Raw genomic sequence first — 25,495 nt, 5'->3', positions numbered from 1 at the left:
TCGGCATCGGCGACGAGCGTCCCGGCGGACGGCGGCCGCTCCGCCGGGTCCTTGGCCAGCCCTCGCGCGATCACCTCGTCGACGGCCGCCCCGAGGCGCGGGGGAGGCGCCGTGAGGTGAGCCGTGATGAGGCGTTCGATCGTGGTCGCCGACGCGAACGGGGGCACGCCGGAGAGACACTCGAACAGCACGCAGCCCAGGGCGTAGATGTCGGCGGGTGCCCCGACCGTGCCCGAGCCGAACCGTTCCGGCGCCATGTAGCCGAACGACCCGATCGCGGTGCCGGTGCTGGTGAGACGGGTGTCCGTATCCGCTTGCGCGAGGCCGAAATCCACCAGGTACGCGAAGTCCCGGTCGTCGACGAGGATGTTGTCGGGCTTCACGTCCCGGTGGCAGAGCCCGCTGCGATGGGCGGCGTCGAGGGCGTCGGCGATCTGCCCGACGATCTTCAGGGCACGCTCGGCGGGCAGCGGCCCGGTGTCGGCGAGCAGGGTGCGCAGGTCCCGACCGTCGACCAGTCGCATGTCGATGAACAGCCGGCCGTCGATCTCGCCCCAGTCGTGGATCGGGATGACATGGGGGTCGTTCAGTTGCGCGGCGACCCTCGATTCGCGCAGGAACCGGTCACGGGCGGCGGGATCGCCGGCGATCGCCGGGCTGAGGAGCTTCAGGGCGACGACCCGGCCCTTGCACGTGTCGGTGGCGCGGTAGACCTCGCCCATCCCGCCGCGGCCGATGAGCTCGTCGATCGAGTAGGGGCCGAGGCGCGTGCCGCTGAGGTCGAAATCTGACACGCCCCTCAATCTAGGTCTTCCTCCGGTGATCGGCGGCGCAACCACGCGACGGCGGTCCCGGGTTCATCCGAACGTGTCACGACCCCGCGCCGATGTGTCGCGCGAGCGGTCCCGGCGGGTACGGGTTCCCGCGAGAATGGGTTATCTGACCAATGGTGGCCTGCGTCACACCCGACCTAGTGTCGGCCCATGACCGATTCATTCGCATACCTGACAGCAGTCGAACTCGCACAACGGATCTCGTCGAGGGAGGTGTCTCCGACCGAGGTCGCCGAAGCCGCGGTGGCCCGCGTCGACGCGGTGAACCCGTCGGTCAACGCGATCATCGACTTCGATCGCGAGCAGGTGCTCGCCGACGCGGCCGCGCTCACCGACCAGGTGGCCAAGGGCGAGCCGCTCGGTCCCTTGCACGGGGTGCCGTTCACCATCAAGGACCTCACCGCGGTCAAGGGCAGGCCCCTGACCTTCGGCATGGTGCCGCTCAAGGACAACATCGCCGAGGCCGACGCGGTCGTGGTGACGCGGCTGAAGGCCGCCGGTGGCCTGTTCCTCGGCAAGACGAACACCCCGGAGAGCGGCTACTACGGCAACACCGACAACCACCTGTTCGGCCCGACGCACAACCCGTGGAAGCCCGGGCACAGCGCAGGCGGCTCGAGCGGTGGTGCCGCGGCCGCAGTGGCCGCCGGTCTCGGTCCGCTCGCCGAGGGCAGCGACGGCGCGGGTTCGGTGCGCATTCCCGCCTCGCTCTGCGGTGTGGTCGGGCTGAAGCCGTCGACCGGCCGTATCCCGCAGACGATCCTCGGCGGCCGCTACTACCACTGGGCCTACCACGGGCCGATCACCCGCACCGTCGAGGACAACGCGCTGATGCTGTCGGTGATGGCCGGTCCGGACTCCGCCGATCCGCTGAGCCTGCCCGCCGCCGACACCGACTGGGTGGCCGAGACGCGCAAGGACGTGAAGGGCTGGAAGATCGCGTGGTCGCCGGACCTGGGATTCGCCGAGGTCGATCCCGAGGTGCTCGCGATCTGCAAACAGGCCGTCGAGGTGTTCGAGGAGCTCGGCGCGACGGTGGAGGAGGCGACACCGGCCTGGGGGAACCCCGAGGAGGCGATGTGGAACGGGATCTGGGTCCCGGGCTTCGCCGCCGAGTACGACATGCTCGAGTGGGATCAGTGGAAGGGACAGGTCGACGACGAGCTCGTCGCGCTGTTGCGGGAGGCCGAGCGCCTGACCGGCGTCGACGTCGGACGTGCCGACGCGTTCCGCGGACAGATGTGGGACACCTTCAACCAGTTCATGGGGGAGTACGACCTGCTCATCACCCCGACCCTGGCGGAGGCGACCTTCCCGCTCGGCCAGTTCGCGCCGGAACGGCTGCAGGGTGAATCGCTGCGCTCGCAGTTGCTCGGCTGGCTGCTGACCTACCCCTTCAACATGATGACGACCCCGGCCATCTCCGTGCCGGCCGGCTTCACCTCGGACGGTCGTCCGGTCGGTCTGCAGATCGCAGGTCGCCTGCACGACGACGCGGCGGTGCTGCGCGCCGCGGCGAACCTCGAGCGCGTGCGTCCGTGGGCGCACGAGGTGCCCTCCCTCTGACGGCCACGGGCGGGGTCGGATGTTCCTGATCATCAGGAGGTTTTCCGAGACTTCCGGCCCCGCCCGCCACTAGGATCTGTCCATGGCGACGATGCTTCTGGAAGGGCTGCTCCCGGCCGTGACCGAGGGTGGTCCGGGCGACCGGATCGACGGCCTGACCCGTTTCGTGACCGGTCGTCTCGACGCCGCCGCCGCTGCCGTGACACGGGTCGATCCCGAGACGCAGCGCCACGTGGTGCTCTCGAGTTCCGGCTACGACGACCGGACGCTGGACTACCTGCTCACCGACTTCGTGCGTCGCGATCCCGGCATGGCGGTCGTGCAGTCTCATCCCGAGCGGGTGCTGACCTGGCGCGACGTCGAGTCGTACCGCTCGTCATACACGGTGAGATCTGTTCTGGCTCCTGCCGGTTTCGACGAGGGCTCCTCGGTCGCCCTGGTCGCGGGCACCGGCGAGGTGGTCGGGGCCATCCACGTGAGCGTGCGGCAGAGCGTCTTCCCGGACTGGCTGCGTGCGCTGCTCGCCGAGGTCCGCGGACTGACCGGCGGCCTCGTCGACCAGATCATGGAACAGCAGCGGATCGCGTTGACGCCGCGCGAACTCGACGTCCTCGCGCTGGTGGCCGACGGGATGTCCAACGCCGACATCGCCCAGCGCCTGTTCATCTCGCGGAGCACGGTCAACCGGCACGTCGAGCACATCCTCGACAAGCTCGGCACCTCCAGCCGGGTGAGCGCCGCCGTGCGTGCGACGCAACTCGGTCTCATCTGACCGGGCCGCAGCCGACCCGGCCGGATCCGCGACGTGCCGATCGACGGACGTTCGGAGCGCTAATGTTGTCCCGGTCCGGATCTCGCCGGGCGATGAGATCGCGAGGAGCACGCACATGCCGACAACGATCCTGCCGAAGGCCGAACTCACCGAGGCGCTCGTGGCCGAGTGGGCGACGATCGCCGAGGTCGCGGCCGGACTGGGCGACGAGCAGTGGTCGGCGCCCTCGGTGCTGCCGGGGTGGACCAACGCCGACGTCGTCGCGCACATCATCGGCACCGAGTCGATGCTCGACGGCCGCGACGTGGCGGCGTCGCCGACCATCAGCGCGCTCGAGCACGTGCGCAACCCGATCGGCGAGCTGAACGAGAAGTGGGTCGAGCACTTCCGCCCGAAGTCGAGGTCCGAGGTGCTGGCCGCACTCGACGAGATCGTCGGGGTGCGCACCGTGGCGCTGAACGCGATGTCGCAGAACGACTTCGAGGCCGAGGCGCTCACCCCCGCGGGCCCCGACACATACGGCCGCTTCATGCGCATTCGCGTCTTCGACTGCTGGATGCACGAGATCGACCTGCGCGATGCCACCGACGGCACGCTGCCGACCGATCCCGTCCCGGCCGCGTGGGCGCTCGACGAGATCACCGCGTCGCTGCCGTTCGTCGTCGGCAAGCGCGCCGGCGCGCCGAAGGGCAGCAAGGTCGTCTTCGACATCACCGGGCTGTCGCCGCGCGTGGTGCGGATCGCCGTCGCCGACCGCGCCGGTCTCGTCGAGGAGTTCGACGGCGGTGACGCGTCGGCCGACGTCCGGTTGCGCATCGACGCGGTCAACCTCGCGCGCTGCGCCGGCGGGCGCCGCGACGCCGATCCGTCGGCAGTGGAGGTCGACGGGGATTCGGCACTCGCACAGGCGATCCTGACGCGGATGAACTACGTCATCTAGTCGCTGATCCGGACCTTCTGGATCAGCAGGTTCTGGTTGGGCGGGCCCGATTGCGCGCCCGGGCGCGACGGGGTGAACCCGTTGGCGAGGATCGTGTCGAGCACCGCGAGTCCGGCGGTGTCCATGGTGCCGACGATCGAGTAGCTGAGCGGCAGGATGGTGTCCTTGGCGAGCATGAAGAACGTGGTCGAGCCGGTGGCGCCGCCGTCGTCGGGCAAATCGAGGATGGCGACGGTGCCGCGCGGGTAGACGACCGTGGGGACGCCCTTCTCGGTGCCGGTCGTGCGCAGGTTCGTCGGCAGCTCGTCGGGACTCGTCCAGCCGGGGTTGGTGCCTTCCTGGCCTGCCGACGAGCCGCAGATCAGGTATTTGTCCGACGCGCGGTGGCACTTGCTGCCGTCGTAGAAACCGGACTCGATGAGCGAGACCATCGCGCCGACGTTGCACGGGGCGTCGGCGCGGTCGAGGGTCATGCCGATCGTGCCCTGCGCGGCGATCGGGACCTCCACGTCGACGGTGCCGGTGTTCGGCTGCGCGGACGCGGGAGGCGGCACCTCCACCCCGCCGACCGCGGACCGGGACGGGTACGTGCACTCCACCGTGCCGGCGGGCATCGCCGTCGACGACGGCGCGGGCGGCCGCGGATCGTCGCCGGAGCCCGACAGCGCCACCACGACGCCCGTCACCGCGAGTGCGATCACCACCACGCCGGCGAGCACGGCGAACACGATGTTGCGATGCGTCTTCGTCCCCGCCGGGGTGGGGGCGGAGCCCCACTGTCCCCCCGGACCGGCGTGGGGTCCGGACAGGTGCGGGGGCACCGACGCATAGGGGTCCGCCTGTGCCGGCGCGGGGTACCGGGGTCCGCCGTGCGAGTGGGCGTGCGGTCCCGAGGTGTTCGGCACGGAGGGGTTGCCCTGCGCCGGATCGTGGCGGGGACCCGAGCCGTGGTGCGGCCCGGAGCCGTACGACGGCCCGGAGCCGTACGACGGCCCGGCCTGGGGACCGGACTGCGATCCGCGGGCGGGCGCGCCGGGCGGTGGCGTGACCGACGGCGGCGGGGTGTACGCCGGGGTGGTCGGGGGCAGGGGCCGGGGGCTGGCCACCCGGGTCTCCGGTGACGCAGGCCGCGGCGCCGGGCCCGCGGCCAGAGCGTCCTTGGCGGCCCGGATGAACTCGCGGGCGGAGTCGTACCGCTGTGCCGGGTCTTTCGCCAGTGCCCGTGCGAAGACCGGGTCGAGCGGGCCGCCGGTCTGTGGCGGCGCCTTGGTGAGGTGCGCCGTCATCAGCCCCTGATCGGTCTTGGCCGGGAACGGGGTCTGTCCGTGGATGCACTCGAACAGCACGCAGGCCAGCGCGTAGTCGTCCGACGACGGCCCGGCCGGCTGGTCGCCGAACCGTTCCGGCGCCATGTAGGCGAGCGTGCCGAGCGCGGTGCCGGTCTGGGTCAGGCGACTGTCGGTGGCGCCCTGCGCGATCCCGAAGTCGACGAGGTAGGCGAAGTCGTCGGCGTCGACCAGGACGTTGTCGGGTTTGATGTCGCGGTGCACCAGGCCGTCGCGGTGCGCGGCGTCGAGCGCGGAGGCCACCTGTCCGAGGATGTCGAGGGCACGCTCGGGGGCGAGCGTCCCGGACTCGAGAACCCTGCGCAGGTCGCGGCCGTCGACGAGTCTCATGTCGATGAACAGGACCCCGTCGATCTCGCCCCAGTCGTGGATCGGGATGACGTGGGGATCGGACAGTCGCGCCGCGGTCTTCGACTCGCGTTCGAAGCGCTCGCGGAAGTCCTTGTCGTGCACCAGGTGCGGAGGAAGCAGCTTCAGCGCGACGCGACGCTCCCGGACGGTGTCGTAGGCCTCGTACACCTCGCCCATGCCGCCGCGGCCCAGCAGTCTGTCGATGCGGTACGGGCCCAGCGTGGTGCCCGCTCTCGACGATGGCTCCGTCACGTGATCCTCGTTCCCTGGCAGCAGTCGACTCTGCAGCCCCCGGCGGCCGTCGTGACCACCCTAACGAGTGGAGTGCGGGGTTCGTGCACCGAGCACGCGGCACGCTCGTGCCCGGAGCGGGAGGACCCTAACGTGCGGCGGAGTCGGAGTCGGTGAGTTCGGGACCGCGCGCGAAGTCGCGGGCCTTGGCGCCGGCGAGGACCTGGGCGGGCAGCGGGTCGCTGAGCAGCGTCCGGACCAGGTGCGACGACGGTTCGAGCGGGGCGTCGCTGCCGACGATCACGATGTTGCCGGTGCGGCGCCCCTTGAACATCGCGGCGTCGGCGATGAGCATCAGGTTCTCGAAGACCGACGCCACGGTGGCCGCCTCGGCACGGGCTCCGGCGAGGTCGCGGCCGTCGCCGCAGTTGGCCAGGTACAGGCCTCCCGGCACCAGGACCTCCTTGACCGCGGCCGTGAACTCGCGGGTCGTGAGATGGGCCGGGGTGCGGTCGCCGCTGAACGCGTCGCGCACCACCACCTCCCGGGTGCCGGGTTGCAGCGAGGTGACCACCTCGCGGGCGTCGCCCACCCGGATGCGCAGCCTGGGGGCGCGGGGGAGGTCGAACCACTCCCGGACGAGCCGGGCGAGCTCGGCGTCGATCTCCACCGCGACCTGCCGCGCGTCGGGATACTCGTGGTCGAGGTAGCGGGCGAGCGCGCACGCCGCGCCGCCGAGATGAAGGACGCGGAGCCGGTCGGACCGGTCGTGGCGTTCGGCGATCACCGCGGCCATCTGTCGCAGGTACTCGAAGTCCAGGACCGTCGGGTCGTCGGGGTCGATGTGCGAGCTGTGCGCGCCGTTCACGGTCAGCAACCAGCCGCCGGCGAAGGGGTCGCGCGCGAGTTCGGCGACACCGGTGTCGATGTCGTACCGCCCGGGGGATGGTTCCGCGGATGACCTGGCCACGGGGGTCAAGTGTGGCACGGCCTCCGCACGGCCACGACGCGCGGTCGATACCATCGCGCGGTGCCCCGAGACAGGAAGCGACCACGAGACGCCGGGCGGCGCCGGACCGGGCGCGCGGTGGTTACCGCCATCGGCCTGGCGGCCGGGTATCTCCTCGACGAGGCGTTCGGCGACCCGTCCCGCGGGCATCCGGTGGCCGGCTTCGGCCGGTTCGCGGGTTTCCTCGAGGATCGGATGTACGCGGACTCCCGCGAGGCCGGTGCGCGTCTCGTCGCCGTCGCAGTGGGATCGGTCGTCGTCGGGTCGGCGACCCTGACCCCGCCTGGGTCGGTCGGCCGGGCCGCGGCCACCGCCGCGGCGACGTGGGTCGCGTTGGGCGGGACCTCGCTGTGCCGGGTAGGGGACGAGGTCGCCGACGCACTCGACGCAGGCGACGTCGACGCGGCCCGCGCTCTGGTCCCGAGCCTCTGCGGGCGGGACCCGAACTCACTCGACGAGGACGGGATCGCGCGCGCGGCCCTCGAATCCATCGCCGAGAACACCTCCGACGCCACCGTCGGCCCGCTCTTCTGGGGCGCCGTCGCAGGCGTTCCCGGGGTCCTCGCCTATCGCGCGGTCAACACGCTCGACGCCATGATCGGCTACCGCAACGAGCGCTATCGCGACTTCGGCTGGGCGGCGGCGCGACTCGACGATCTCGCCAACCACCTGCCCGCGCGACTCGCGGGCGCGGTGATCGTCGCGGCGTCGGGCCGGCCGCGCCGGACGCTCGACGCGTGGCGTCGGGACGCCTCGGCGCACCCGAGCCCCAACGCGGGCGTCGTCGAGGCCTCCTTCGCCGGGGCGCTCGGCGTGCAGCTCGGGGGGCGGACCGTCTACCCGCACGGCGTCGAGATGCGTCCGGCGCTGGGGCGGGGGCCTGCGCCGCGCCCGGCCGATCTGCGTGCCGCGGTCGAGTTGTCGCGGCGGGTGCAGCGGACAACGGCGGCGGTGTGCGTCGCCGGGTGCCTGGCGCGGGCCGTTCTCAGCCGCCGTAGCGCCGGTTGAGCTTGTCGCTCGCCGACTCCTCGCTCGTCGGACCCTGCCCGATCTGGCCCACCTGACGGGTGACCGACGCTCCGGCGGCCGCGCGCAGTTCCTCACGCATGCGGCGCTTGCGTTCGGCCCGGGACTCCGGGGCGCCCTTCGTCGGCGTGGGGGTCCGAACGACGGCGGCGGCCGCGTGGGCCTCGTCGGGCGACTCGGCGGCCGCGGTCTGCTCGGTGGTACCGCCGCTGCGGGGTTCCGAGGACTCCGGTGCGGACGCCTCCGCGGCCCGGCGTCGCGCCTTGATCTCCGCCCAGAGGAAGTAGCCCACGCCCAGCGGCGCCATGATGCCGAAAGCGAGCCACTGCAGCCCGTAGGAGAGGTAGGGGCCGCTGTCGAGGTGGGGCAGTTCGATCTCGCCGAGCGCGCCCGGCTGGTCCTTCGACAACTGCAGGTAGAACTCGTCGAGCTTCGTGCCGGTGGCACCGCCGACCAGGCCCGGGTTGATCGACGGGACGGTGAGCACGCCGTCCTGATCGCCTGCGCCGCGGTCATTGCTGACGCTCTCGGCCGCGCGGATGCGTCCGGCGATCGTCACCTCGCCGGCGGGCGGCGGAGGGATGTCGGGCACCGCGCCCTCGGTGGGACGCACGAAGCCCCGGTTCACCAGGACCACGCGATCGGAACCACTCACCGCGAACGGGGTGAGCACCTCGATGGCCGGGCGCTCCTTGACGTTGCGCAGCCGGACCAGGGCCTGCCGGTCCTCCAGGTAGCGACCGGTCACCGAGACCTCACGCCACTCGGTCTCCGGGTCGAAGGCAGACCCCGGGGCGACGTCGTCGATCGGCGCCGTCTCCAGCGAGGTGGCCGTGCGGATCAGGTCGTTGCGGCGCTCGGTGTCGGTGTTCTTGCCGAGCTGCCACGGCGCGAGGAGCGTGAAGCAGGCCACTGCGAACGCCACGACCACGATCCCGAGGGCGATCCACCCAGGTCGGAGGATTGTTCGCAGTACGTGCACGATGCCCAGGTTACCGATCGCGGGTACGGTGGCTGAAATGCGAGACTTCGTCTGCCTGAACTGTGGCCAGCGCCTCTCTTTCGAGAACAGCCTGTGTCTGAACTGCGACAGCGCGCTGGGATTCTGGCTGGAGTCACGCTCCATCCACGTCCTCGACGACCAGGGGCGCGCCGAGGTCGACGGCGTGCTGCTGGAGCGGTGCACCAACAACAAGGTGGCCCAGTGCAATTGGCTGGTGAAGTGGACCGGCCACCCGGAACTGTGCGAATCGTGCCGGCTCACCCGGACCCGTCCCGCCGACGACGACACCGAGGCACTGGCCGCGTTCGGGCAGGCCGAATCGGCCAAGCGGCGACTGGTGCTCGAACTCGACGAACTCGGCCTGCCCATCGAGAGCCGGGAGGACAACCCGCAGACCGGTCTCGCCTTCGACCTGCTCTCGAGCGCGGAGGACAACGTCATCACCGGGCACGCCAACGGCGTGATCACCCTCGACCTCGCCGAGGGTGACGACGTGCATCGGGAGCAGCTGCGCGTCGACCTCGACGAGCCGTACCGCACGGTCCTAGGGCACTTCCGCCACGAGATCGGTCACTACTACCAGCTCGTCCTCATCACCGACGAGCGGCGGCCGGCCTTCGAGGAGCTCTTCGGCAACCCCGACGACGACTACCAGGCCGCGCACGACCGGCACTACAACGAGGGCGCGCCCGCGGGCTGGCGTCAGAACTACGTCTCGTCCTACGCCACGATGCACCCGGCCGAGGACTTCGCCGAGACGTTCGCCCACTACCTGCACATCCGCGACACCCTCGACACCGCGGCGGCGTTCGCCATGGCCCCGTCCGGCACGACCTACGACAGCGTCCCGCCGGGGGACGTGGGCTTCGACCGCATCATCGGCGAGTGGCTGCCGCTGACGTGGGCGCTGAACCAGATCAACCGGTCGATGGGGCACCAGGACCTCTACCCGTTCGTGCTGCCGCAGCCGGTTCTCGACAAGATCCGGTTTGTGCACAACCTGGTCGCACCCATCGACTGACCAGGACCGGTCGAGCCCGCGGCACCCATCGTCCGGGCCGGCGGGTGCCGAGGTCGTGGGAGGCCGGGGCCGTCGGAGGCCGGGTTCAGTCGATGCCGAGCTGCTCGCGGACCCAGGCCAGCAGGCCGGGAACGGCGCTCTCGATCTGCTCGCGCGTGGCGACGAAGTCGTCCACTCCGCCGTAGTAGGGGTCGAGCAGATCCAGCTCGTCCTCGGAGACCGTCGGATCGAAGGACCGCAAGAGGCGCGTGCGGTCGCCGAGTCGCTTGCGGACGAGTTCGCGGACGTGCCCGGAGTCCGCCGCGACGAACAGGTCGGCGTCGAAATGCTCGGGTCCGAGCACCGCGGCCACGTGCGCGTCGGAGTATCCGCCCGCCACCAGTTCTGTTCGCGCCCGGTTGTCGGCGGGTTCGCCGACGTGATACGCGGCGACGCCGCAACTCGTCACGCGCACCTTTCCGCCGAGCCCGGCGTCGTCGAGTGCCGCCCGGAAGATGTTCTGCGCCATCGGCGACCGGCAGATGTTGCCGGTGCACACGAAACACACGTGTAGTTGTTCAGCCACTGCTACCTCAGATCGCCATGCCGACGCGTCGGGTGTGGTCCCGGTCGTGCCTCACACGCCCAGGATGTCGCGCAATTCGGCGGTGGACGCCACCGACCAGGCGGCGTCGCGTTCCTCCCCGTGCAGAGCGTAGCCCCATCCGACCAGGATCGCCGGGATGCCGAAGGCCCCCGCACCGTGCACGTCGTGGCTCCGGTCGCCGATCATCACGACCGGCGAGGTGACGTGACCGGTGTCCGGATCGACCGGGATGCCCAGTTCAGAAACTGCGTGGGCGATCACGTCGGACTTGTGCCGCCGGGTGTTGTCGTCGCTGGCCCCGGCGATGTACTCGAAGTGGCCGGCGAGTCCGAAATGGTCCAGGATGCGGCGCGCCGTGGTCTGGTTCTTCGACGTCGCGACCGCCATGGTCCGGCCGGCGGCCGAGAGATCGGCCAGGACGGCGTCCATCCCGTCGAACACCGAGTTCTCCAGCCAGCCCACCTCGGTGTAGCGCGCGCGGTAGGCGCGCATCGCCTCCTCGGCGACCTCCGGGGCGAGGCCCAGGGCGTCGAGCGTGTCGATCATCGGCGGTCCGACGACGCCGGCGACGACCTCCGGGTCCGGTTCGGGGGCGCCGACCGCGGCGAGCGCATGCCGGAAGCTGTTGGCGATACCGGCGAAGCTGTCGGTGATGGTGCCGTCGAGGTCGAGCAGCAGAACGGTGTCGGGATGGCGGGGATCCGGCGGCGTCAGCACCCGTCCATGGTGCACGTAAGGTCGATGGTCATGACAGTTGGGTGTGGCGCGGAGCCGGCGTTCGGGGCGTCCGACCTGCAGGCCCCGGACCGGCACGGCGATCGGGACGCGATACCCGGTCTGATCGACTTCGCGGTGAACGTCCGCGGCACGCCGCCCGCCTTCGTCCTCGACGCGGTGCGGGCCGGGATCGGGGATCTGTCGCGCTATCCGTCGGTCGCCGACGAACAGCGCGCGATCGAGGCGATCGCGGCCTCCCACGGCCGTCCCGCCGAACACGTGCTGCTGCTGTCCGGCGCCGCGGACGGATTCGAGATGCTGCCCCGCCTCGGGGTCCGGCATGCGGCCCTGATCCAGCCGTCGTTCACCGAACCGGAGATCTCGCTGCGTGCCGCGGGAGTGCCGATCACGCAGGTGACGCTGGCCGCGCCGTGGTCGCTCGGCGCCGGGACGGGCGACGGCGTGCCGGACGACGCCGACCTCGTCGTCCTGGGCAACCCCACCAACCCGACGTCGGTGCTGCATCCGCGCGCGGCGATCGAGGCGCTGCGCCGGCCCGGCCGCCTCATCGTCGTCGACGAGGCGTTCGCCGACCTGACACTCGGCGCCGACGGCCGTCCGGAGCCGGAGTCGCTCGCCTCGTGCGACTGGCCGGACCTGATCGTGATCCGAAGCGTGACAAAGACGTTCGGCCTGGCCGGATTGCGGGCCGGGTATCTGCTCGCCGCACCCGACGTGCTGGGGCGACTGTCGGCGGGACGACGACCCTGGGCGCTGTCGACGCCGGCGCTGGCCGCGCTGACCGCGTGCCTGGGGGAGCAGGGGCACGCATACTGCGCGGCGCAGGCGCAGACGGTCGCCGCCGAGCGGGCGCTGATGCTCGACGAGCTCGCCCGCGTCGGACTGCGCGTGGCGGCGACACCCGCCGCGCCGTTCGTCCTCGTCGAGGTCCCGCGGGCGACGGAGGTCAAGCGGAGGCTCGTCGAACACGGCTTCGCGGTGCGCGGTTGCGCGAACTTCGTGGGACTCGGCGACGGTCACCTACGGTTGGCTGTGCGTCCCGCAGAACAGGTTCGCGCGCTGACCGCAGCGATCGGACAGGTAACGGAGGAGATGGGGAATGGGTCACTCGCTTGAGCTCGTGACCGTCGGCCTGGTGGCCGACGTCGTCGAACGCGCGTATCCGCCGGCGCTCGCCGAGTCCTGGGACGCCGTCGGCCTCGTCTGCGGCGACCGCCAGGAGCGGGTGGAGCGCGTGCTCACCTGCGTCGACGTCACCGATGCGGTGGTCGACGCGGCGATCGCCGGCCGGGCCGACATGATCGTCGCCCATCACCCGCTGCTGATGCGCGGCGTCACCACGGTGGCCGCCGACACCGCCAAGGGACGCATCGTGCACCGATTGATCCGCAACGGCATCGCGCTGCTCTCCGCCCACACCAACGCCGACCGCGCCCGCCCCGGCGTCTCCGACGCGCTCGCCGACCTCCTCGGCGTGATCGACACCGTGCCCATCGAGCCGAAATCGCTTGCGCCGATCGACAAGTGGGTCGTCATGGTGCCGGAGGGCAATGTCGAGCAGGTCAGCGAGGCGATGTTCGCCGCCGGTGCGGGCGAGGTCGGGGACTACCGCGACTGCATGTGGTCGGTGGTGGGCACCGGGCAGTTCGAGCCGCAGGAGAACGCGTCGCCGGCGATCGGCGACATCGGGATGCGCACCCACGTCGACGAGGCGCGGATCGAGATGGTCGCCGACCGGTCCATCCGCGCGAAGGTCCTGCAGGCGCTGCGCCACGCGCACCCCTACGAGGAGCCGGCGTTCGACGTCCTCGAACTCGCCGATCTCGACAGCGACCTCGGGCTGGGCCGCGTCGGCACACTCGCCGAGCCGATGACGCTGCGCGACTTCACCGCGAAGGCCGCGCGGGTGCTGCGCACCCCGTGGGGCGTGCGCGCCGCCGGCGATCCCGACGCGCTCGTCCGCACGGTCGCGGTGTGCGGCGGTGCCGGCGACTCGCTCCTCGGGCGTGTGCGGGGCCTCGGCGTCGACGTCTACCTGACCGGCGATCTGCGCCACCATCCCGTCGACGAGAGCCTGCGCGTGGGCGGTCCCGCCCTCGTCGACGCCGGACACTGGGCGACCGAGTTCCCGTGGTGCGCGCAGGTCGCGCAACTGCTCGCCGACGAGCTCGGCGTGGAGGTCCAGGTCTTCGGCGAACCGACCGATCCGTTCGTCGTCCACAGCCTCGGGTGATGCGGGAGCGCAGCCGAGAAGACAACAAACCCGCCCGCCGGGACGCGGTGACCACCCGCGTACGGTTAGGGGACTTCAGAGACAGGAGGCCGCAATGAAAGTCGACGCCGGTGTGCAGCGACTGCTGCTCGATCTCGCGGACTCCGATGCCGAGATCAACCGACTCGAGCATCGCCGCAAGAACCTTCCCGAGGACGCCGAGATCGCCGAGATCGGCAAGTCGATCGACGCCGCCCGCGACGACCTGGTGCGCGCGGAGATCTCCGCCGAGGACCTCGGGCGCGAGTACCGCCGCATCGAGTCGGAGGTCAAGGGCATGACCGATCGCGAGGCCAAGGACGCCAAGCTCCTCGCCTCGGGCGGTCTGGCCCCCAAGGCCCTGACGGAGCTGCAGCACGAGCTCAACAGCCTCGGACGCCGCAAGGCGCTCCTCGAGGACGAGATGCTGTCGCTCATGGAGCAGCAGGAGGCCGTGGAGGCCGAGCGCAACCGCGCGTCGGCGACCATCGCGCACCTCGAGGAGAAGCTCGCCGCGCTGAACGAGAGCCGCGAGAAGTCCCTCGCGACCATCGACGAGGATCTGGCGCACGTCCGGGAACGTCGCGAGGGCCAGGCCGCCGAGATCGACCCGGACCTACTGGCGATCTACGAGAAGCAGCGCGCCAACGGCCGAATCGGGGCCGGACTCCTGCGCGCTCGTCGCTGTGGCGCGTGCCGGATGGAGCTCGACCGCGGCACCATCGCGCAGATCAGCGCGGCGTTGTCCGACGAGGTCATCCGGTGCGAGGAGTGCGGCGCGATCCTGGTGCGCACCGCCGAATCCGGGATCTGAGCCTTGACCGCGAACAGCGCGGAGAAGGGCAACGCCGACGCGGCGACCCCGAGCGGTAAGGCACCCAGCTGGCAGGGGCAGCGCAGCGCGCCGACGAGGTTCATCCTGCTCCGTCACGGCCAGACCCCGCTCTCGGTGGAGCGGCGCTACTCCGGGCGCGGCAACCCGGAGCTGACCGAGGAAGGTCTGCGCCAGGCGCGTGCGGCGGCGCAGCGGGTGGCCCGCGAGGACGGCATCTCCGCGATCGTCACCTCGCCGCTGAGCCGGGCGCGCGCGACGGCCGAGGAGGTCGCGGCGCTGACCGGCGTCGACGTCGTCGAACACGCCGGGCTCATCGAGAACGACTTCGGCGAGTGGGAGGGCCTGACCTTCACCGAGGCCGCCGAGAGGCATCCCGACGTCCATCGCCGGTGGCTGTCCGACATCACGGTGCCGGCGCCCGGCGGGGAGAGCTTCGCGCAGGTCGCCGAGCGTGTGGCGGAGACGAAAGCGGATCTGCTGCAACGCTATCCGGGGCAGACGGTCGTGCTCGTCTCGCACGTGACCCCGATCAAGCTGATGCTGCGCGAGGCGCTGGGCGTCGGACCGGAACTGCTGTTCCGGCTCCACCTCGATCTCGCCTCGGTCTCCATCGCCGAGTTCTTCCCCGACGGCGGGTCCGTGGTGAGACTCGTCAACGACGCGCAGCACTGGCGCTGAGCCGCGCACGAGCCGCCGGCCGTCTGCCGTATCCTGAGGACGCGAACGAGTCGGCCGGGCGGCCGCGGTGGGCGGAACGGGCGGCACATGCCGTCACGCCGCGCATCGAGGAAAGTCCGGACTCCACAGAGCAGGGTGGTTGCTAACGGCAACCCGGGGTGACCCGCGGGACAGTGCCACAGAGAACAGACCGCCGGCCGCGAGGCCGGTAAGGGTGAAACGGTGCGGTAAGAGCGCACCAGCGGCGCGGGTGACCGCGTCGGCTAGGTAAACCCCACCCGGAGCAAGGCCGAAGCACGCACCTCGCGGTGCGTGTGCGCGGGCGTCACGAGGGCTGCTCGCCCCAGCCCGCGGGTGGGCCGCTCGAGGTACCCGGCGACGGTGTGCCCAGATGGATGGTCGCCGCCCGCGACGACCGAGAGGTCGCGCGGGTACAGGATCCGGCTTACGTGCCGGCTCGTTCGCCTCCGAGCAGTGTTCTGCGGTCGTCATGCGCCACCCGCGCCGGACCGACCCCTGCCTGTGCGGGCGCGCTAGTGTCGGACCCGTGGCCCGTATCCTCTACGCACCCGACATCGACTTCGCCGGCATCCGCGACCAACTCGGGGTGAACGAGGAGTACGGCGCCGACGCGCTGCACGAGGCCCGCACCGCCGTCGACCGCTTCGCCGACGCCCGCGAGGACCACACCGGCGTCCCCTTCGTCACCATCGACCCGCCGACGTCCCGCGACCTCGACCAGGCGGTGCACATCGCGCGCGACGGGGACGGGTTCGTCATCGACTACGCCATCGCCGACGTCGCCGCGCTCGTCATCCCCGACGGTGCGCTCGACCAGGAGAGCCGGCGCCGCGGATCCACGGTCTACTTCCCGGACGGTTCCGTGCCGCTGCACCCGCGCGAACTGTCCGAGGACGCGGGTTCGCTTCTGCCCGAGCAGGTCCGGCCGTGTGTGCTGTGGACGATCCGGGTGGGCGCCGACGGCGCGGTGAGCGATGTTCGGGTGCGACGGTCACGCATCCGGTCGGTCGCACGTCTCGACTACGCCGGGGTCAGCGCCGACGCCGAGGCAGGACGGCTGCACCCGTCGATCGAGGCGCTGCCCGCCTTCGGCGAACTGCGCCGGCAGGTCGCGCTCGACCGCGGGGCCGTCGAACTCGACCTGCCCGATCAGCAGGTGTCGCACGCCGACGGCGGGTGGCACCTGGAGCTGGAGCCACACACCCCGGCGGAGGTGTGGAACTCGCAACTGTCGCTGCTGACCGGGATCTGCGCGGGCACGATCATGGCGGAGGCGGGAATCGGCCTGCTGCGTACGCTGCCCCCGGCCGAACCGGAGCGCGTCGAGGAGCTGCGCGCCGCGGCGGTCGCGCTCGGTGTCGACTGGCCGGACGGGCTTTCCGTCGGCCATTTCCTGGCGGGTCTGCCGAGCGATCGGCCGAGCACTCTCGCGCTCCAGTCGGCCGCCGGCGGCCTCATGCGCGGCGCCAACTACCTCGCGCTCGACGGCACCGACGAGGCTCGCGCCATCCCGCACGACAAGAAGCAGCACGCCGCCATCGCGGGCCTCTACGCGCACGTGACCGCGCCGCTACGCCGCCTCGGGGATCGCTTCGCCACCGAGGTGTGCCTGGCGGTCACGTCGGGACAGGAGGTCCCCGAGTGGGTCCGGCGGGCCCTGCCGACGCTGCCGAAGATCCTGCGGTCGGCCGACTCGCTGAGCGCGACCGCCGAACGCGCGAGTATCGACCTCGCCGAGGCCGTCATCCTCGGCGATCGGGTTGGGCAGCGGTTCGACGCCGTGGTCATGTCGGCCGCGACCGAACGCAAGCCGGCCCAGATCTTCATCGCCGACCCGCCGGTGATCGCGGGGTGTGAGGGCGAGCTGAGGGCCGGCGACCGGTTGCAGGTGGAACTGGCGACCGCCGACGAGGTCACGCGCACGGTGGCGTTCCGGCCGGTGTGACGGGCTTCGACTCGTCGGCCGGCACCGCATCGTTCCCAATGAGGGAGTCTCCTTCCGCTCTGGTCGATCTCATCGGCGGGAAGGACACACCATCGCGGGAATCGCGATGGCGCCTCAGAGCTTCTTCGCGGCTTTTCGGTATTCGGCGACGGCGCGCTGGGCGTCGGCCTCGAGCCGGGCGTCGAGGCGGCCGACGATGAACATGTCCTCGGCGCCGAGTTCGCCGGCGTCGACGATGGACCGGAGATGCGCGCGGTTGATGCGGATGTCGTTGAAATCGCCGAGCGCGGACTGGATCTTCTTGGCGATCTCGCCGATCTCGCGGTAGCGCCTCTTGTTCAGGGGAGCGGCCGCATCGATGCTGTACCGCAACCGCTTGGCGCGCTTGCGGATCGTGTGCAGCTGCTCGCTCCACTCGTCGGAACCCTCGGTCAGGGTGGCCAGCCGCGCCTGGGCCTTCCGGATGTGCCTGCGGCTCCGGGCGATCGCCTTGTCGACGACGTCGGTGGCCGCGAGGTCGGCGTCGGGACCGGGCGGGGGAGAGGCGATGAGGTTGTCCACGGCGTCGAGCAGTGCGAAGTAGCGATCCGATGCCATCGCCTTGTGCGCCTGGCGGATCGCACGGTCATGGGTGCGGGTCTCGGCGCCCGCCAGTGCGGCACGCAGTTCCGGCGATGCGTTCTCGCCGGCGAGCAGCGACTTGTCGAGTTCGAGCTGCACCTCGGAATCCCGTGCCTCGCCGAGGATCCGGGCCAGCAACTTCAGCTCACTGTTGATGTGCTCGGTGCGCTCGGCGTCGAGCACCGTGGGGAAGCCGGACAGCACCGATCGAAGCCGTCGGCACGCCACGCGCATCTGGTGGACGGCGTCCTCGGCGTCCTCGCGGACCAGGGGGTCGTAGGCGATCAGGCTGTTGCGGTGCAGGGCGATGTCGGTGACGACCAACTCGAGTGCGGTGGGACGCTTGGACAGTCGCGGCTCGTGGACCGTCGGCGTCGAACCGATCGCGCGGGCGAGCTTCGACGCGCTCGACGCCGGACGCGCGCCGGCGGCCCGCAAGGTCTTCTCCGCCGCCTTCAGCAGCTTGCCGTTGCCGCCGGAGAGGAGCTCGAACTCCCACTCGGCCCACTGGTGGGAGTGCCCGCCGGGCAGCAGCGACTGGGCGGTGACCAGGTCCTCGGCCAGTTCGGCGAGGGGCTCGTCGTCGACGCCGAGCAGCCGGGTCACGGTGCGCGTCGTCGAGATCACCGCCACCGGCCGGAGGCTGCGGGTGCGGATGTGCGCGAGGACCGGCGTCAGCAGCGGCTCGGGGACGTCGCCGTCGGCGGGCGCCTCGTCGAAGCCCACCGTGAGTTCACGGCGCGCACCGGGAGTGTCGCTGGGGCGCTTGAGATGCCAGCCGGCGTCGGTGCCGCCGGTGCGGCGCCGCAGGGTGATCCGGTTGCCGGCGAGGTCGAGGTTCTCGGTGTCGAAGTACGTGGCGTCGAGCTCGAACGTCTCCGGCTCGGTCGCCGACACCACCCCGGGCAGCGCACGGAGGTCGGGAGCCGTGTGACCGGGATCCACGTCGAACTTGAGCTCCACCTCGACCTGCTCGGATGCGGCCACTGAGTCCTCCTGACACCGACGTTGCTGCAGCTGATGTCGAGTCTAGTGACGCCGTGCCGTCGGCCCGCCCGTTCGGCGGACCGGTCTGTCGGTCAGCGGTCCGCGAAGCGGTCGGTCGCCTCGATGAGGTGGTGGCGGATGCCGGGCTCGAAGGACGCGTGGCCGGCGTCGTCGACGATGTGCAGCCCGGCGCTCGGCCAGGCGCGGTGCAGATCCCAGGCGCTGCGCATCGGGCACACGACGTCGTATCGGCCCTGGACGATCACACCCGGAATGTGGGCGATCCGGTCGATGTCGCGCAGCAGCTGGCCGTCGTCGAGGAAGCCGTGGTTGACGAAGTAGTGGTTCTCGATGCTCGCGAAGGCCAGATCGAAGCGCGCGGCCTCCTCCGGGTCGGACGGCGCCGACTCGTCGGGGCGGGGGAGCAGGTAGCTGGTGGCCTGTTCCCACCCGGTCCAGGCGCGGGCCGCGGCACGGGCCACGTCCTGATCGTCGGAGGTGAGCAGCCGGTGGTAGGCGGCGACGAGGTCGCCGTCGCGCTCGTCGGCCGGGATCGGTGCGAGATATGACTCCCACACGTCCGGGAAGATGTGGGCGGCGCCGCCGTTGTAGTACCAGTCGATCTCGCTGCGCCGCAGCAGGAAGATGCCGCGCAGCACGAGTTCGGTGACGCGATCGGGATGGGCCTGCGCGTACGCGAGGCCCAGCGTCGACCCCCAGGAGCCGCCGAACACCTGCCAGCGGTCGATCCCGAGGTGGGTTCGCAGGCGCTCCATGTCGGTGATGAGGTGTTGCGTGGTGTTGACCGACAGGTCGGCGCCGTCGGCGATGTGCGGACGCGACCTGCCGCAGCCGCGCTGGTCGAACAGCACGATCCGGTACCTCGCGGGATCGAAGAAGCGCCGCTGCAGTCCCGATGTGCCGCCGCCGGGGCCGCCGTGGACGAACACCACGGGCTTGCCCTCGGGATTGCCGGAGGTCTCCCAGTAGATCTGCTGGCCGTCACCCACGTCGAGGTGACCGGACTCGTAGGGCTCGATCTCCGGATAGAAGTCACGCATGGATCGAGCCTAGGCGCTATGCCGAATCCGTAGAAGTCGTGGGCGCATGGCGTCCACGACTTCTACCGATTGCGGATCAGTAGCTGTGCTCGGGTCCGGGGAAGACGCCGCGCCGGACCTCGTCGGCGTACTGCTCGGCCGCCGAACGCAGTTCGCCGCCCACGTCGGCGAAGCGCTTGACGAACTTCGCGGTCTTGCCGTGGGTGAAGCCGGCCATGTCCTGCCAGACGAGGACCTGGGCGTCGGTCTCGTTGCCGGCGCCGATGCCGACGGTCGGGATGGTGAGCTTGCGGGTGATCTGGCCGGCGAGCTCGGCGGGGACCATCTCCATCACGACGCTGAAGGCGCCGGCCTCCTGCACGGCGATGGCGTCGGCGATGAGCTGGTCGGCGCCGTCGCCGCGGCCCTGCACGCGGAAGCCGCCGAGGCCGTTGACGCTCTGCGGGGTGAAGCCGATGTGCGCCATCACCGGGATGCCGGCGGCGGTCAGGGCCGCGATCTGCGGGGCCACCCGCTCGCCGCCCTCGAGCTTGACCGCGTGCGCGCCGGTCTCCTTGAAGATCTTCACGGCGTTCTCGAGCGCGTGCTGCGGGCCGGCCTCGTAGCTGCCGAAGGGCATGTCGGCGACGACGAGGGCGTTCGGGGCGCCGCGCACGACGGCGCGGATGAGCGGGATCATCTCCTCGACGGTCACCGGGATGGTGGTGTCGTAGCCGAGGACCACGTTGGCGGCGGAGTCGCCGACGAGGAGCACGGGGATGCCGGCCTCGTCGAAGATCCGGGCGGTGGAGTAGTCGTAGGCGGTGAGCATCGACCACTTCTCGCCCTCGGCCTTCATCTGGGCCAGGTGGTGGACGCGGGTCTTGCGACGCTTGGGGGCGTCGGCGGAAGTCGTGGTGGCGGCAGCGCCATAGACCGAGTTTTCGGACATCGTCGTCTCTTTTCTGCCTCGAGTCCCGCGTGGCGGGTACCCGGGTTGAACACGGACAATCGTCATTGTGTCACCGGCGGTTTGCCCTGTAACCGGGTGAGTGATATGCGATTGGTCACACCGGCGGCGGTCGTCTTCGCGCACCGGGCGCGGGAGCTTCGACGATCATGCGGCATCATCGCTGTTCGCGGCCTTCCCAGAAGCACTGTTGCGCCGTCTCAAACTCTGGGACACCGTCGGCAAACGTGCAGGACACGGAGTTGGACTCGTGTGTGTAACACAGATTTAACAGCCGACTTCTAATGTCGGCGTCCATGGATCGCCAAAAGGAATTCGTGCTCCGGACCCTCGAAGAGCGCGACATCCGCTTTGTCCGGCTGTGGTTCACCGACGTCCTCGGCTACTTGAAGTCCGTGGCGATCGCCCCCGCCGAGCTCGAAGGTGCCTTCAGCGAGGGCATCGGGTTCGACGGCTCCGCGATCGAGGGCTTCTCCCGCGTCTCCGAGGCCGACACGGTCGCCAAGCCCGATCCGTCGACCTTCCAGATCCTGCCCTGGACCACCTCTGCCGGCCGTCATCACTCGGCCCGCATGTTCTGCGACATCGCGATGCCCGACGGCACGCCGAGCTGGGCCGACTCCCGGCACGTGCTGCGCCGCCAGCTGAACAAGGCGGCCGACCTCGGCTTCAGCTGCTACGTCCACCCGGAGATCGAGTTCTTCCTCCTCAAGAACGCGCCGCTCGACGGCTCGGTCCCGACCCCGGCCGACACCGGCGGATATTTCGACCAGGCCGTCCACGACGCCGCGCCGAACTTCCGCCGCCACGCGATCGACGCGCTGGAGTCGATGGGCATCTCGGTGGAGTTCTCCCACCACGAGGGTGCGCCGGGCCAGCAGGAGATCGACCTGCGCTACGCCGACGCCCTGTCGATGGCCGACAACGTGATGACCTTCCGCTACCTCATCAAGGAGGTGGCCATCAACGAGGGCGTCTGGGCCACGTTCATGCCCAAGCCCTTCAGCGATCACCCGGGCTCGGCGATGCACACGCACATGAGCCTGTTCGAGGGCGACATCAACGCCTTCCACAACCCCGACGACCCGATGCAGCTGTCGGTGACCGGCAAGAAGTTCATCGCCGGCATCCTGCACCACGCGTCGGAGATCAGCGCGGTCACCAACCAGTGGGTGAACAGCTACAAGCGCCTCATCCACGGCGGGGAGGCCCCGACGGCCGCGACCTGGGGGCGCGCCAACCGGTCGGCTCTCGTCCGGCTGCCGCTGTACACGCCGAACAAGGCGTCGTCGCGCCGCATCGAGGTGCGCAGCCCCGACTCGGCGTGCAACCCGTACCTGACCTTCGCCGTCCTGCTGGCCGCGGGCCTCAAGGGCATCCAGGAGGACTACGAGCTCCCCGACGAGGCCGAGGACGACGTCTGGGCGCTCACCCCGGCCGAGCGCCGGGCGATGGGTTACCAGGAGCTGCCCGACAGCCTCGCCGACGCGCTGACCGTGATGGAGAGCTCCGAGCTGGTCGCCGAGGCCCTCGGCGAGCACGTGTTCGACTACTTCCTGCGCAACAAGTGGGCGGAGTGGACCGACTACCGCGGCCGCGTCACGCCGTACGAGCTGCAGAACTACCTGCCGCTGTAGGGGACCGCCATGACGTCGCCGCTCGTTCAGTCGCTATTTTGAGTCTGTGACAACACGATCGGGACGCAGTGCGATCCCCAGCGCAGGCCGGCTGGGACTGCTCGACAAAGGCGCGCCGCAGAGTCTGGCCGAGCTCGGCTGGAACACCCCCGAGTCCGTCGACGTCCTGTGGGCGCTGTCGCGCTCTCCCGATGCCGATCTCGCCCTCCGCACCCTCGTCCGCCTGCGGGCCGAGGTGGGCGAGGAGTGGGCCGAGATCGACTCGGAACTGCGCTCGAACCGCTCGTTCCGCGGCCGTCTCTTCGGTCTGATCGGATCGTCGGACGCACTCGCCGACCACCTCGTCGCCGAGTCCGCGACGTGGCGGCTGCTGCTCGAGGACACCCTGCCCGATCGCGCCGAGGTGGACCGCCTCATGCTCGAGTCGGTCGGCGCCGAACCCGAGCCGGGCGAGGTCGAGAAGGGCAACCGGGTCTACCGGGCGAAGATCTCCGGGCCCAAGGCCGTCGTCGCGATGCGACTGGCGTACCGCAACCTGATCATGCGGCTCGCCGCCCACGACGTGGCCTCCACCGTCGAGGACGAGCCGGTCCTGTACCTGCCCGAGGTGGGCGGTTATCTTGCCGACCTCGCCGACGCAGCGCTCACCGCGGCGCTCGCGGTGGCGTTCCGGGAGGTGTGCGGCGATGACCCGATCCCGGTGCGGATCGCCGTGATCGCGATGGGCAAATGCGGTGCGCGGGAACTGAACTACGTCAGCGACGTCGACGTCATCTTCGTCAGCGACCCGGCCGACGGGACCTCCGCGCGGATCGCGGGGGAGATGATGCGGGTCGGTTCGCTGGCCTTCTTCGAGGTCGACGCGGCGCTGCGTCCCGAGGGCAAGTCCGGGGCGTTGACCCGGACGCTGGAATCGCACGTCGCCTACTACGAGCGGTGGGCCAAGACCTGGGAGTTCCAGGCGCTGCTCAAGGCCCGTGCGATGACCGGCGACATGGAGCTGGCCAACCAGTACATCGACGCGGTCAAGCCCATGGTGTGGAAGGCCGCCGAGCGCCCCGACTTCGTGCCCGAGGTCCAGAAGATGCGCCGGCGCGTCGAATCGCTGGTGCCCGCGTCCGAGCGGGACCGCAACCTCAAACTGGGGGCGGGAAGCCTGCGCGACGTCGAGTTCGCGGTCCAGCTGCTCCAGATGGTCCACGGCCGCGTCGACGAGAGCCTGCGCGTGATGGCCACCGTCGACGCGCTCGCGGCGCTCACCGCCGGCGGGTACGTCGGGCGTGACGACGGCGCCAACCTGTCCGCGTCGTACCAGTTCCTGCGGCTGCTCGAGCATCGCCTGCAGATGCAGAAGATGAAGCGCACGCACCTGCTGCCACCGCTCGACGACACCGAGGCGCTGCGCTGGCTCGCCCGCGCCGCCCACATCCGCCGCGAGGGCGACCTCGATGCGACCGGCGTGCTGCGCGAGCAGATCAAGCACAACACCCTCCGGGTGCGGCGCCTGCACCAGAAGCTCTTCTACCGTCCCCTGCTCGAGGCGGTCACCCGCTTCAAGGCCGACGAGCTGACGCTGAGCGACGAATCGGCCGAACGGCGGCTGGCCGCACTCGGCTATGCGATGCCCGACCGCGCCCTCAGCCACATCCGCGCGCTGTCCAACGCGCCCGGCCGTCGCGGGCAGATCCAGCTGCTCATCCTGCCGCAGCTGCTCGAACATATCGGCGACACACCGGATCCCGACGCGGGCCTGCTCAACTACCGCCGGCTCTGCGAGGCGCTCGAGGACAAGGACTGGTTCCTGCGCCTGCTGCGCGACGACGGCGTCGTGGCCGAACGGCTCATGAGGGTGCTCGGCACCTCGGAGTACATCGCGAACATGCTGATGCGGTCGCCCGAGGTCATCCACCAGTACTCCGACGGTCCGGACGGGCCGAAGCTGTGCGAGGTGCGGCCGGAGGATGTGGCGAAGGGGCTCATCGCCTCGACGGTTCGCCAGGAGGACATGAAACGCGCTGTCGCCGTTGCGCGTTCGCACCGACGGGCAGAACTGGTCCGGATCGCCTCGGCAGACGTGCTGGGCCTGATGGACGTCCGCGAGGTGTGCAAGGCGCTGTCGAGCGTGTGGGCGGCGGTCCTCAACGCGGCACTGACCGTCGCGATCAACATCTCCGAACGCGAGCGTGGCAAGCCGGCCCCGGCCCGCATCGCGGTCATCGGCATGGGACGCCTCGGCGGCGGAGAACTCGGGTACGGGTCGGACGCCGACGTGCTGTTCGTCTGCCAGCCCGACCACGACGTCGACGAGTCCGCGGCGGTCCGATGGGCGCAGGGCATCGCCGAGACGGTCCGCAGTGCCCTGGGAAGCCCCAGCGCCGACCCGCCGCTGGAGGTCGACACCGGCCTGCGGCCCGAGGGGCGCAACGGCCCGGTGGTGCGGACCCTCGCGTCCTACGCCGCGTACTACGCGCAGTGGGCGCAGCCGTGGGAGGTGCAGGCGCTGCTGCGCGCCCACCAGGTTGCCGGCGACGAGGCGCTCGGCATCGACTTCCTGCACATGATCGACCACGTGCGCTATCCGGCCGGCGGCGTCAGCAACGACGCGGTCAGGGAGATCCGGCGCATCAAGGCGCGTGTCGACGCCGAGCGGCTCCCGCGCGGCGCCGATCCCGCGACCCATACCAAGCTGGGTCGCGGTGGCCTCGCCGACATCGAATGGACCGTGCAGCTGCTGCAGCTGCGCTACGCGCACCGGTACCGCAGCCTGCACAACACCTCGACGCTCGAATCACTCGACGCCATCGGCGCAGCGGAGCTGTTGAGCGAGAACGACGTCGCGCTGCTGAAGGACGCGTGGATCACCGTGACCAAGGCGCGTAACGCGCTCGTCCTGGTCCGGGGCAAGCCCGTCGACCAACTGCCCGGCCCGGGCAAGCTGCTGCGCCAGGTCGCCTATGCGGCGGGGTGGCCGCAGGATCAGGCCACGGAGTTCCTGGAGAACTACCTGCGCGTCACCCGGCGCGCAAAAGCCGTGGTGCAGAAGGTCTTCGGGGCCTGACGTGCCCGCAATCGCGAGCGCGTGAACCGT

The 25,495-nt window shown here is 70.7% G+C and carries 21 protein-coding genes and 1 other RNA gene; 13 read left to right on the top strand and 9 right to left on the bottom strand.

Features of this window, described 5'->3' with window-relative positions:
* The coding region (locus tag GP2_RS11635) for a serine/threonine-protein kinase (RefSeq protein ID WP_040526841.1) at positions 1-794 on the bottom strand (794 nt) is incomplete at its 3' end.
* Positions 795-983: 189 nt separating this feature from the next.
* Between GP2_RS11635 and GP2_RS11630 the strand changes: the two genes are divergently transcribed.
* The 3 genes from GP2_RS11630 to GP2_RS11620 all read left to right on the top strand — a co-directional run bounded on the left by GP2_RS11630 (position 984) and on the right by GP2_RS11620 (position 4,111).
* The gene (locus GP2_RS11630) at positions 984-2,399 is read left to right on the top strand and encodes an amidase (protein WP_006900710.1); all 1,416 of its coding nucleotides are present in this window, start codon (positions 984-986) and stop codon (positions 2,397-2,399) included.
* Positions 2,400-2,481: 82 nt separating this feature from the next.
* Entirely contained in the window at positions 2,482-3,171 is a 690-nt protein-coding gene (locus GP2_RS11625; RefSeq protein ID WP_006900709.1) for a helix-turn-helix transcriptional regulator, read from the top strand.
* A 115-nt stretch (positions 3,172-3,286) separates the two neighbouring features.
* The gene (locus GP2_RS11620; protein ID WP_006900708.1) at positions 3,287-4,111 is read left to right on the top strand and encodes a maleylpyruvate isomerase family mycothiol-dependent enzyme; all 825 of its coding nucleotides are present in this window, start codon (positions 3,287-3,289) and stop codon (positions 4,109-4,111) included.
* Here GP2_RS11620 and GP2_RS11615 read toward each other — a convergent pair.
* Together GP2_RS11615 and GP2_RS11610 are read right to left on the bottom strand one after the other, a co-directional pair.
* On the bottom strand, positions 4,108-6,060 hold the full coding sequence (locus tag GP2_RS11615; RefSeq protein ID WP_006900707.1) for a protein kinase domain-containing protein: 1,953 nt from the start codon (positions 6,058-6,060) through the stop codon (positions 4,108-4,110). The genes GP2_RS11620 and GP2_RS11615 overlap by 4 nt on opposite strands.
* Before the next feature lie 127 nt (positions 6,061-6,187).
* Positions 6,188-7,009, bottom strand: coding sequence for a spermidine synthase (locus tag GP2_RS11610; protein ID WP_040526840.1), 822 nt, complete (start codon positions 7,007-7,009; stop codon positions 6,188-6,190).
* Positions 7,010-7,126: 117 nt separating this feature from the next.
* Between GP2_RS11610 and GP2_RS11605 the strand changes: the two genes are divergently transcribed.
* The gene (locus GP2_RS11605; protein ID WP_006900705.1) at positions 7,127-8,056 is read left to right on the top strand and encodes a cobalamin biosynthesis protein; all 930 of its coding nucleotides are present in this window, start codon (positions 7,127-7,129) and stop codon (positions 8,054-8,056) included.
* Here GP2_RS11605 and GP2_RS11600 read toward each other — a convergent pair.
* Positions 8,034-9,056 (bottom strand): SURF1 family cytochrome oxidase biogenesis protein, encoded by a 1,023-nt coding sequence (locus tag GP2_RS11600; protein ID WP_174320721.1) that lies wholly within the window; start codon positions 9,054-9,056, stop codon positions 8,034-8,036. The genes GP2_RS11605 and GP2_RS11600 overlap by 23 nt on opposite strands.
* A gap of 37 nt (positions 9,057-9,093) precedes the next feature.
* Between GP2_RS11600 and GP2_RS11595 the strand changes: the two genes are divergently transcribed.
* Positions 9,094-10,098, top strand: a complete 1,005-nt coding sequence (locus GP2_RS11595; protein ID WP_006900703.1) for a zinc-binding metallopeptidase family protein — start codon at positions 9,094-9,096, stop codon at positions 10,096-10,098.
* A gap of 85 nt (positions 10,099-10,183) precedes the next feature.
* On the opposite strand, the gene GP2_RS11590 is transcribed toward GP2_RS11595, so the two are convergent.
* A complete protein-coding gene (locus tag GP2_RS11590; protein WP_006900702.1) occupies positions 10,184-10,663 on the bottom strand; it encodes a low molecular weight protein-tyrosine-phosphatase in 480 nt (159 codons plus the stop codon).
* A gap of 51 nt (positions 10,664-10,714) precedes the next feature.
* The gene (locus tag GP2_RS11585) at positions 10,715-11,401 is read right to left on the bottom strand and encodes an HAD hydrolase-like protein (RefSeq protein WP_006900701.1); all 687 of its coding nucleotides are present in this window, start codon (positions 11,399-11,401) and stop codon (positions 10,715-10,717) included.
* 30 nt (positions 11,402-11,431) lie between these two features.
* Here GP2_RS11585 and cobC point away from each other — a divergent pair, with 30 nt between their 5' ends.
* The 6 genes from cobC (at position 11,432) to GP2_RS11560 (ending at position 17,152) form a co-directional block, all read left to right on the top strand.
* Entirely contained in the window at positions 11,432-12,538 is a 1,107-nt protein-coding gene (gene cobC / locus GP2_RS11580; protein ID WP_006900700.1) for an Rv2231c family histidinol phosphate aminotransferase CobC, read from the top strand.
* Entirely contained in the window at positions 12,522-13,655 is a 1,134-nt protein-coding gene (locus GP2_RS11575) for a Nif3-like dinuclear metal center hexameric protein (protein ID WP_006900699.1), read from the top strand. Before cobC ends, GP2_RS11575 begins: the two co-directional genes overlap by 17 nt.
* A gap of 94 nt (positions 13,656-13,749) precedes the next feature.
* Positions 13,750-14,487: a zinc ribbon domain-containing protein gene (locus GP2_RS11570; RefSeq protein WP_006900698.1), complete on the top strand. Its 738-nt coding sequence runs from the start codon at positions 13,750-13,752 to the stop codon at positions 14,485-14,487.
* Between the two features lie 3 nt (positions 14,488-14,490).
* The gene (locus GP2_RS11565) at positions 14,491-15,186 is read left to right on the top strand and encodes a histidine phosphatase family protein (protein WP_006900697.1); all 696 of its coding nucleotides are present in this window, start codon (positions 14,491-14,493) and stop codon (positions 15,184-15,186) included.
* Between the two features lie 46 nt (positions 15,187-15,232).
* An RNA gene (rnpB, locus tag GP2_RS20940) (RNase P RNA component class A) lies at positions 15,233-15,650 on the top strand.
* 83 nt (positions 15,651-15,733) lie between these two features.
* A complete protein-coding gene (locus GP2_RS11560; RefSeq protein ID WP_006900696.1) occupies positions 15,734-17,152 on the top strand; it encodes an RNB domain-containing ribonuclease in 1,419 nt (472 codons plus the stop codon).
* 114 nt (positions 17,153-17,266) lie between these two features.
* Here the strand turns inward: GP2_RS11560 and GP2_RS11555 are convergent, their stop codons facing one another.
* The 3 genes from GP2_RS11555 to panB all read right to left on the bottom strand — a co-directional run bounded on the left by GP2_RS11555 (position 17,267) and on the right by panB (position 20,752).
* Entirely contained in the window at positions 17,267-18,760 is a 1,494-nt protein-coding gene (locus tag GP2_RS11555; RefSeq protein ID WP_006900695.1) for a CYTH and CHAD domain-containing protein, read from the bottom strand.
* Positions 18,761-18,852: 92 nt separating this feature from the next.
* Positions 18,853-19,821 carry a prolyl aminopeptidase gene (gene pip, locus GP2_RS11550; protein WP_006900694.1) on the bottom strand — a complete coding sequence of 323 codons (969 nt, stop codon included), beginning with the start codon at positions 19,819-19,821 and terminating at the stop codon, positions 18,853-18,855.
* 76 nt (positions 19,822-19,897) lie between these two features.
* Positions 19,898-20,752, bottom strand: coding sequence for a 3-methyl-2-oxobutanoate hydroxymethyltransferase (panB, locus tag GP2_RS11545; RefSeq protein ID WP_006900693.1), 855 nt, complete (start codon positions 20,750-20,752; stop codon positions 19,898-19,900).
* 314 nt (positions 20,753-21,066) lie between these two features.
* Here panB and glnA point away from each other — a divergent pair, with 314 nt between their 5' ends.
* Together glnA and GP2_RS11535 are read left to right on the top strand one after the other, a co-directional pair.
* Positions 21,067-22,407, top strand: a complete 1,341-nt coding sequence (gene glnA / locus GP2_RS11540) for a type I glutamate--ammonia ligase (protein WP_040526837.1) — start codon at positions 21,067-21,069, stop codon at positions 22,405-22,407.
* Positions 22,408-22,453: 46 nt separating this feature from the next.
* A complete protein-coding gene (locus GP2_RS11535) occupies positions 22,454-25,465 on the top strand; it encodes a bifunctional [glutamine synthetase] adenylyltransferase/[glutamine synthetase]-adenylyl-L-tyrosine phosphorylase (protein WP_006900691.1) in 3,012 nt (1,003 codons plus the stop codon).
* The last annotated feature ends 30 nt before the right edge of the window (positions 25,466-25,495 follow it).

Origin of the sequence: Gordonia paraffinivorans NBRC 108238 (assembly GCF_000344155.1) — a bacterium.
GTDB lineage: Bacteria > Actinomycetota > Actinomycetes > Mycobacteriales > Mycobacteriaceae > Gordonia > Gordonia paraffinivorans.
Note: the sequence above shows the minus strand (reverse complement) of the source record. Positions and strands in the feature narration are given on the sequence as shown.

Coding starts and splice junctions, on each gene's coding strand:
- GP2_RS11630 (WP_006900710.1), top strand. CDS start 984: ATGACCGATTCATTCGCATACCTGACAGCAGTCGAACTCGCACAACGG.
- GP2_RS11625 (WP_006900709.1), top strand. CDS start 2,482: ATGGCGACGATGCTTCTGGAAGGGCTGCTCCCGGCCGTGACCGAGGGT.
- GP2_RS11620 (WP_006900708.1), top strand. CDS start 3,287: ATGCCGACAACGATCCTGCCGAAGGCCGAACTCACCGAGGCGCTCGTG.
- GP2_RS11595 (WP_006900703.1), top strand. CDS start 9,094: ATGCGAGACTTCGTCTGCCTGAACTGTGGCCAGCGCCTCTCTTTCGAG.
- cobC (WP_006900700.1), top strand. CDS start 11,432: ATGACAGTTGGGTGTGGCGCGGAGCCGGCGTTCGGGGCGTCCGACCTG.
- GP2_RS11575 (WP_006900699.1), top strand. CDS start 12,522: ATGGGTCACTCGCTTGAGCTCGTGACCGTCGGCCTGGTGGCCGACGTC.
- GP2_RS11570 (WP_006900698.1), top strand. CDS start 13,750: ATGAAAGTCGACGCCGGTGTGCAGCGACTGCTGCTCGATCTCGCGGAC.
- pip (WP_006900694.1), bottom strand. CDS start 19,821: ATGCGTGACTTCTATCCGGAGATCGAGCCCTACGAGTCCGGTCACCTC.
- panB (WP_006900693.1), bottom strand. CDS start 20,752: ATGTCCGAAAACTCGGTCTATGGCGCTGCCGCCACCACGACTTCCGCC.
- glnA (WP_040526837.1), top strand. CDS start 21,067: ATGGATCGCCAAAAGGAATTCGTGCTCCGGACCCTCGAAGAGCGCGAC.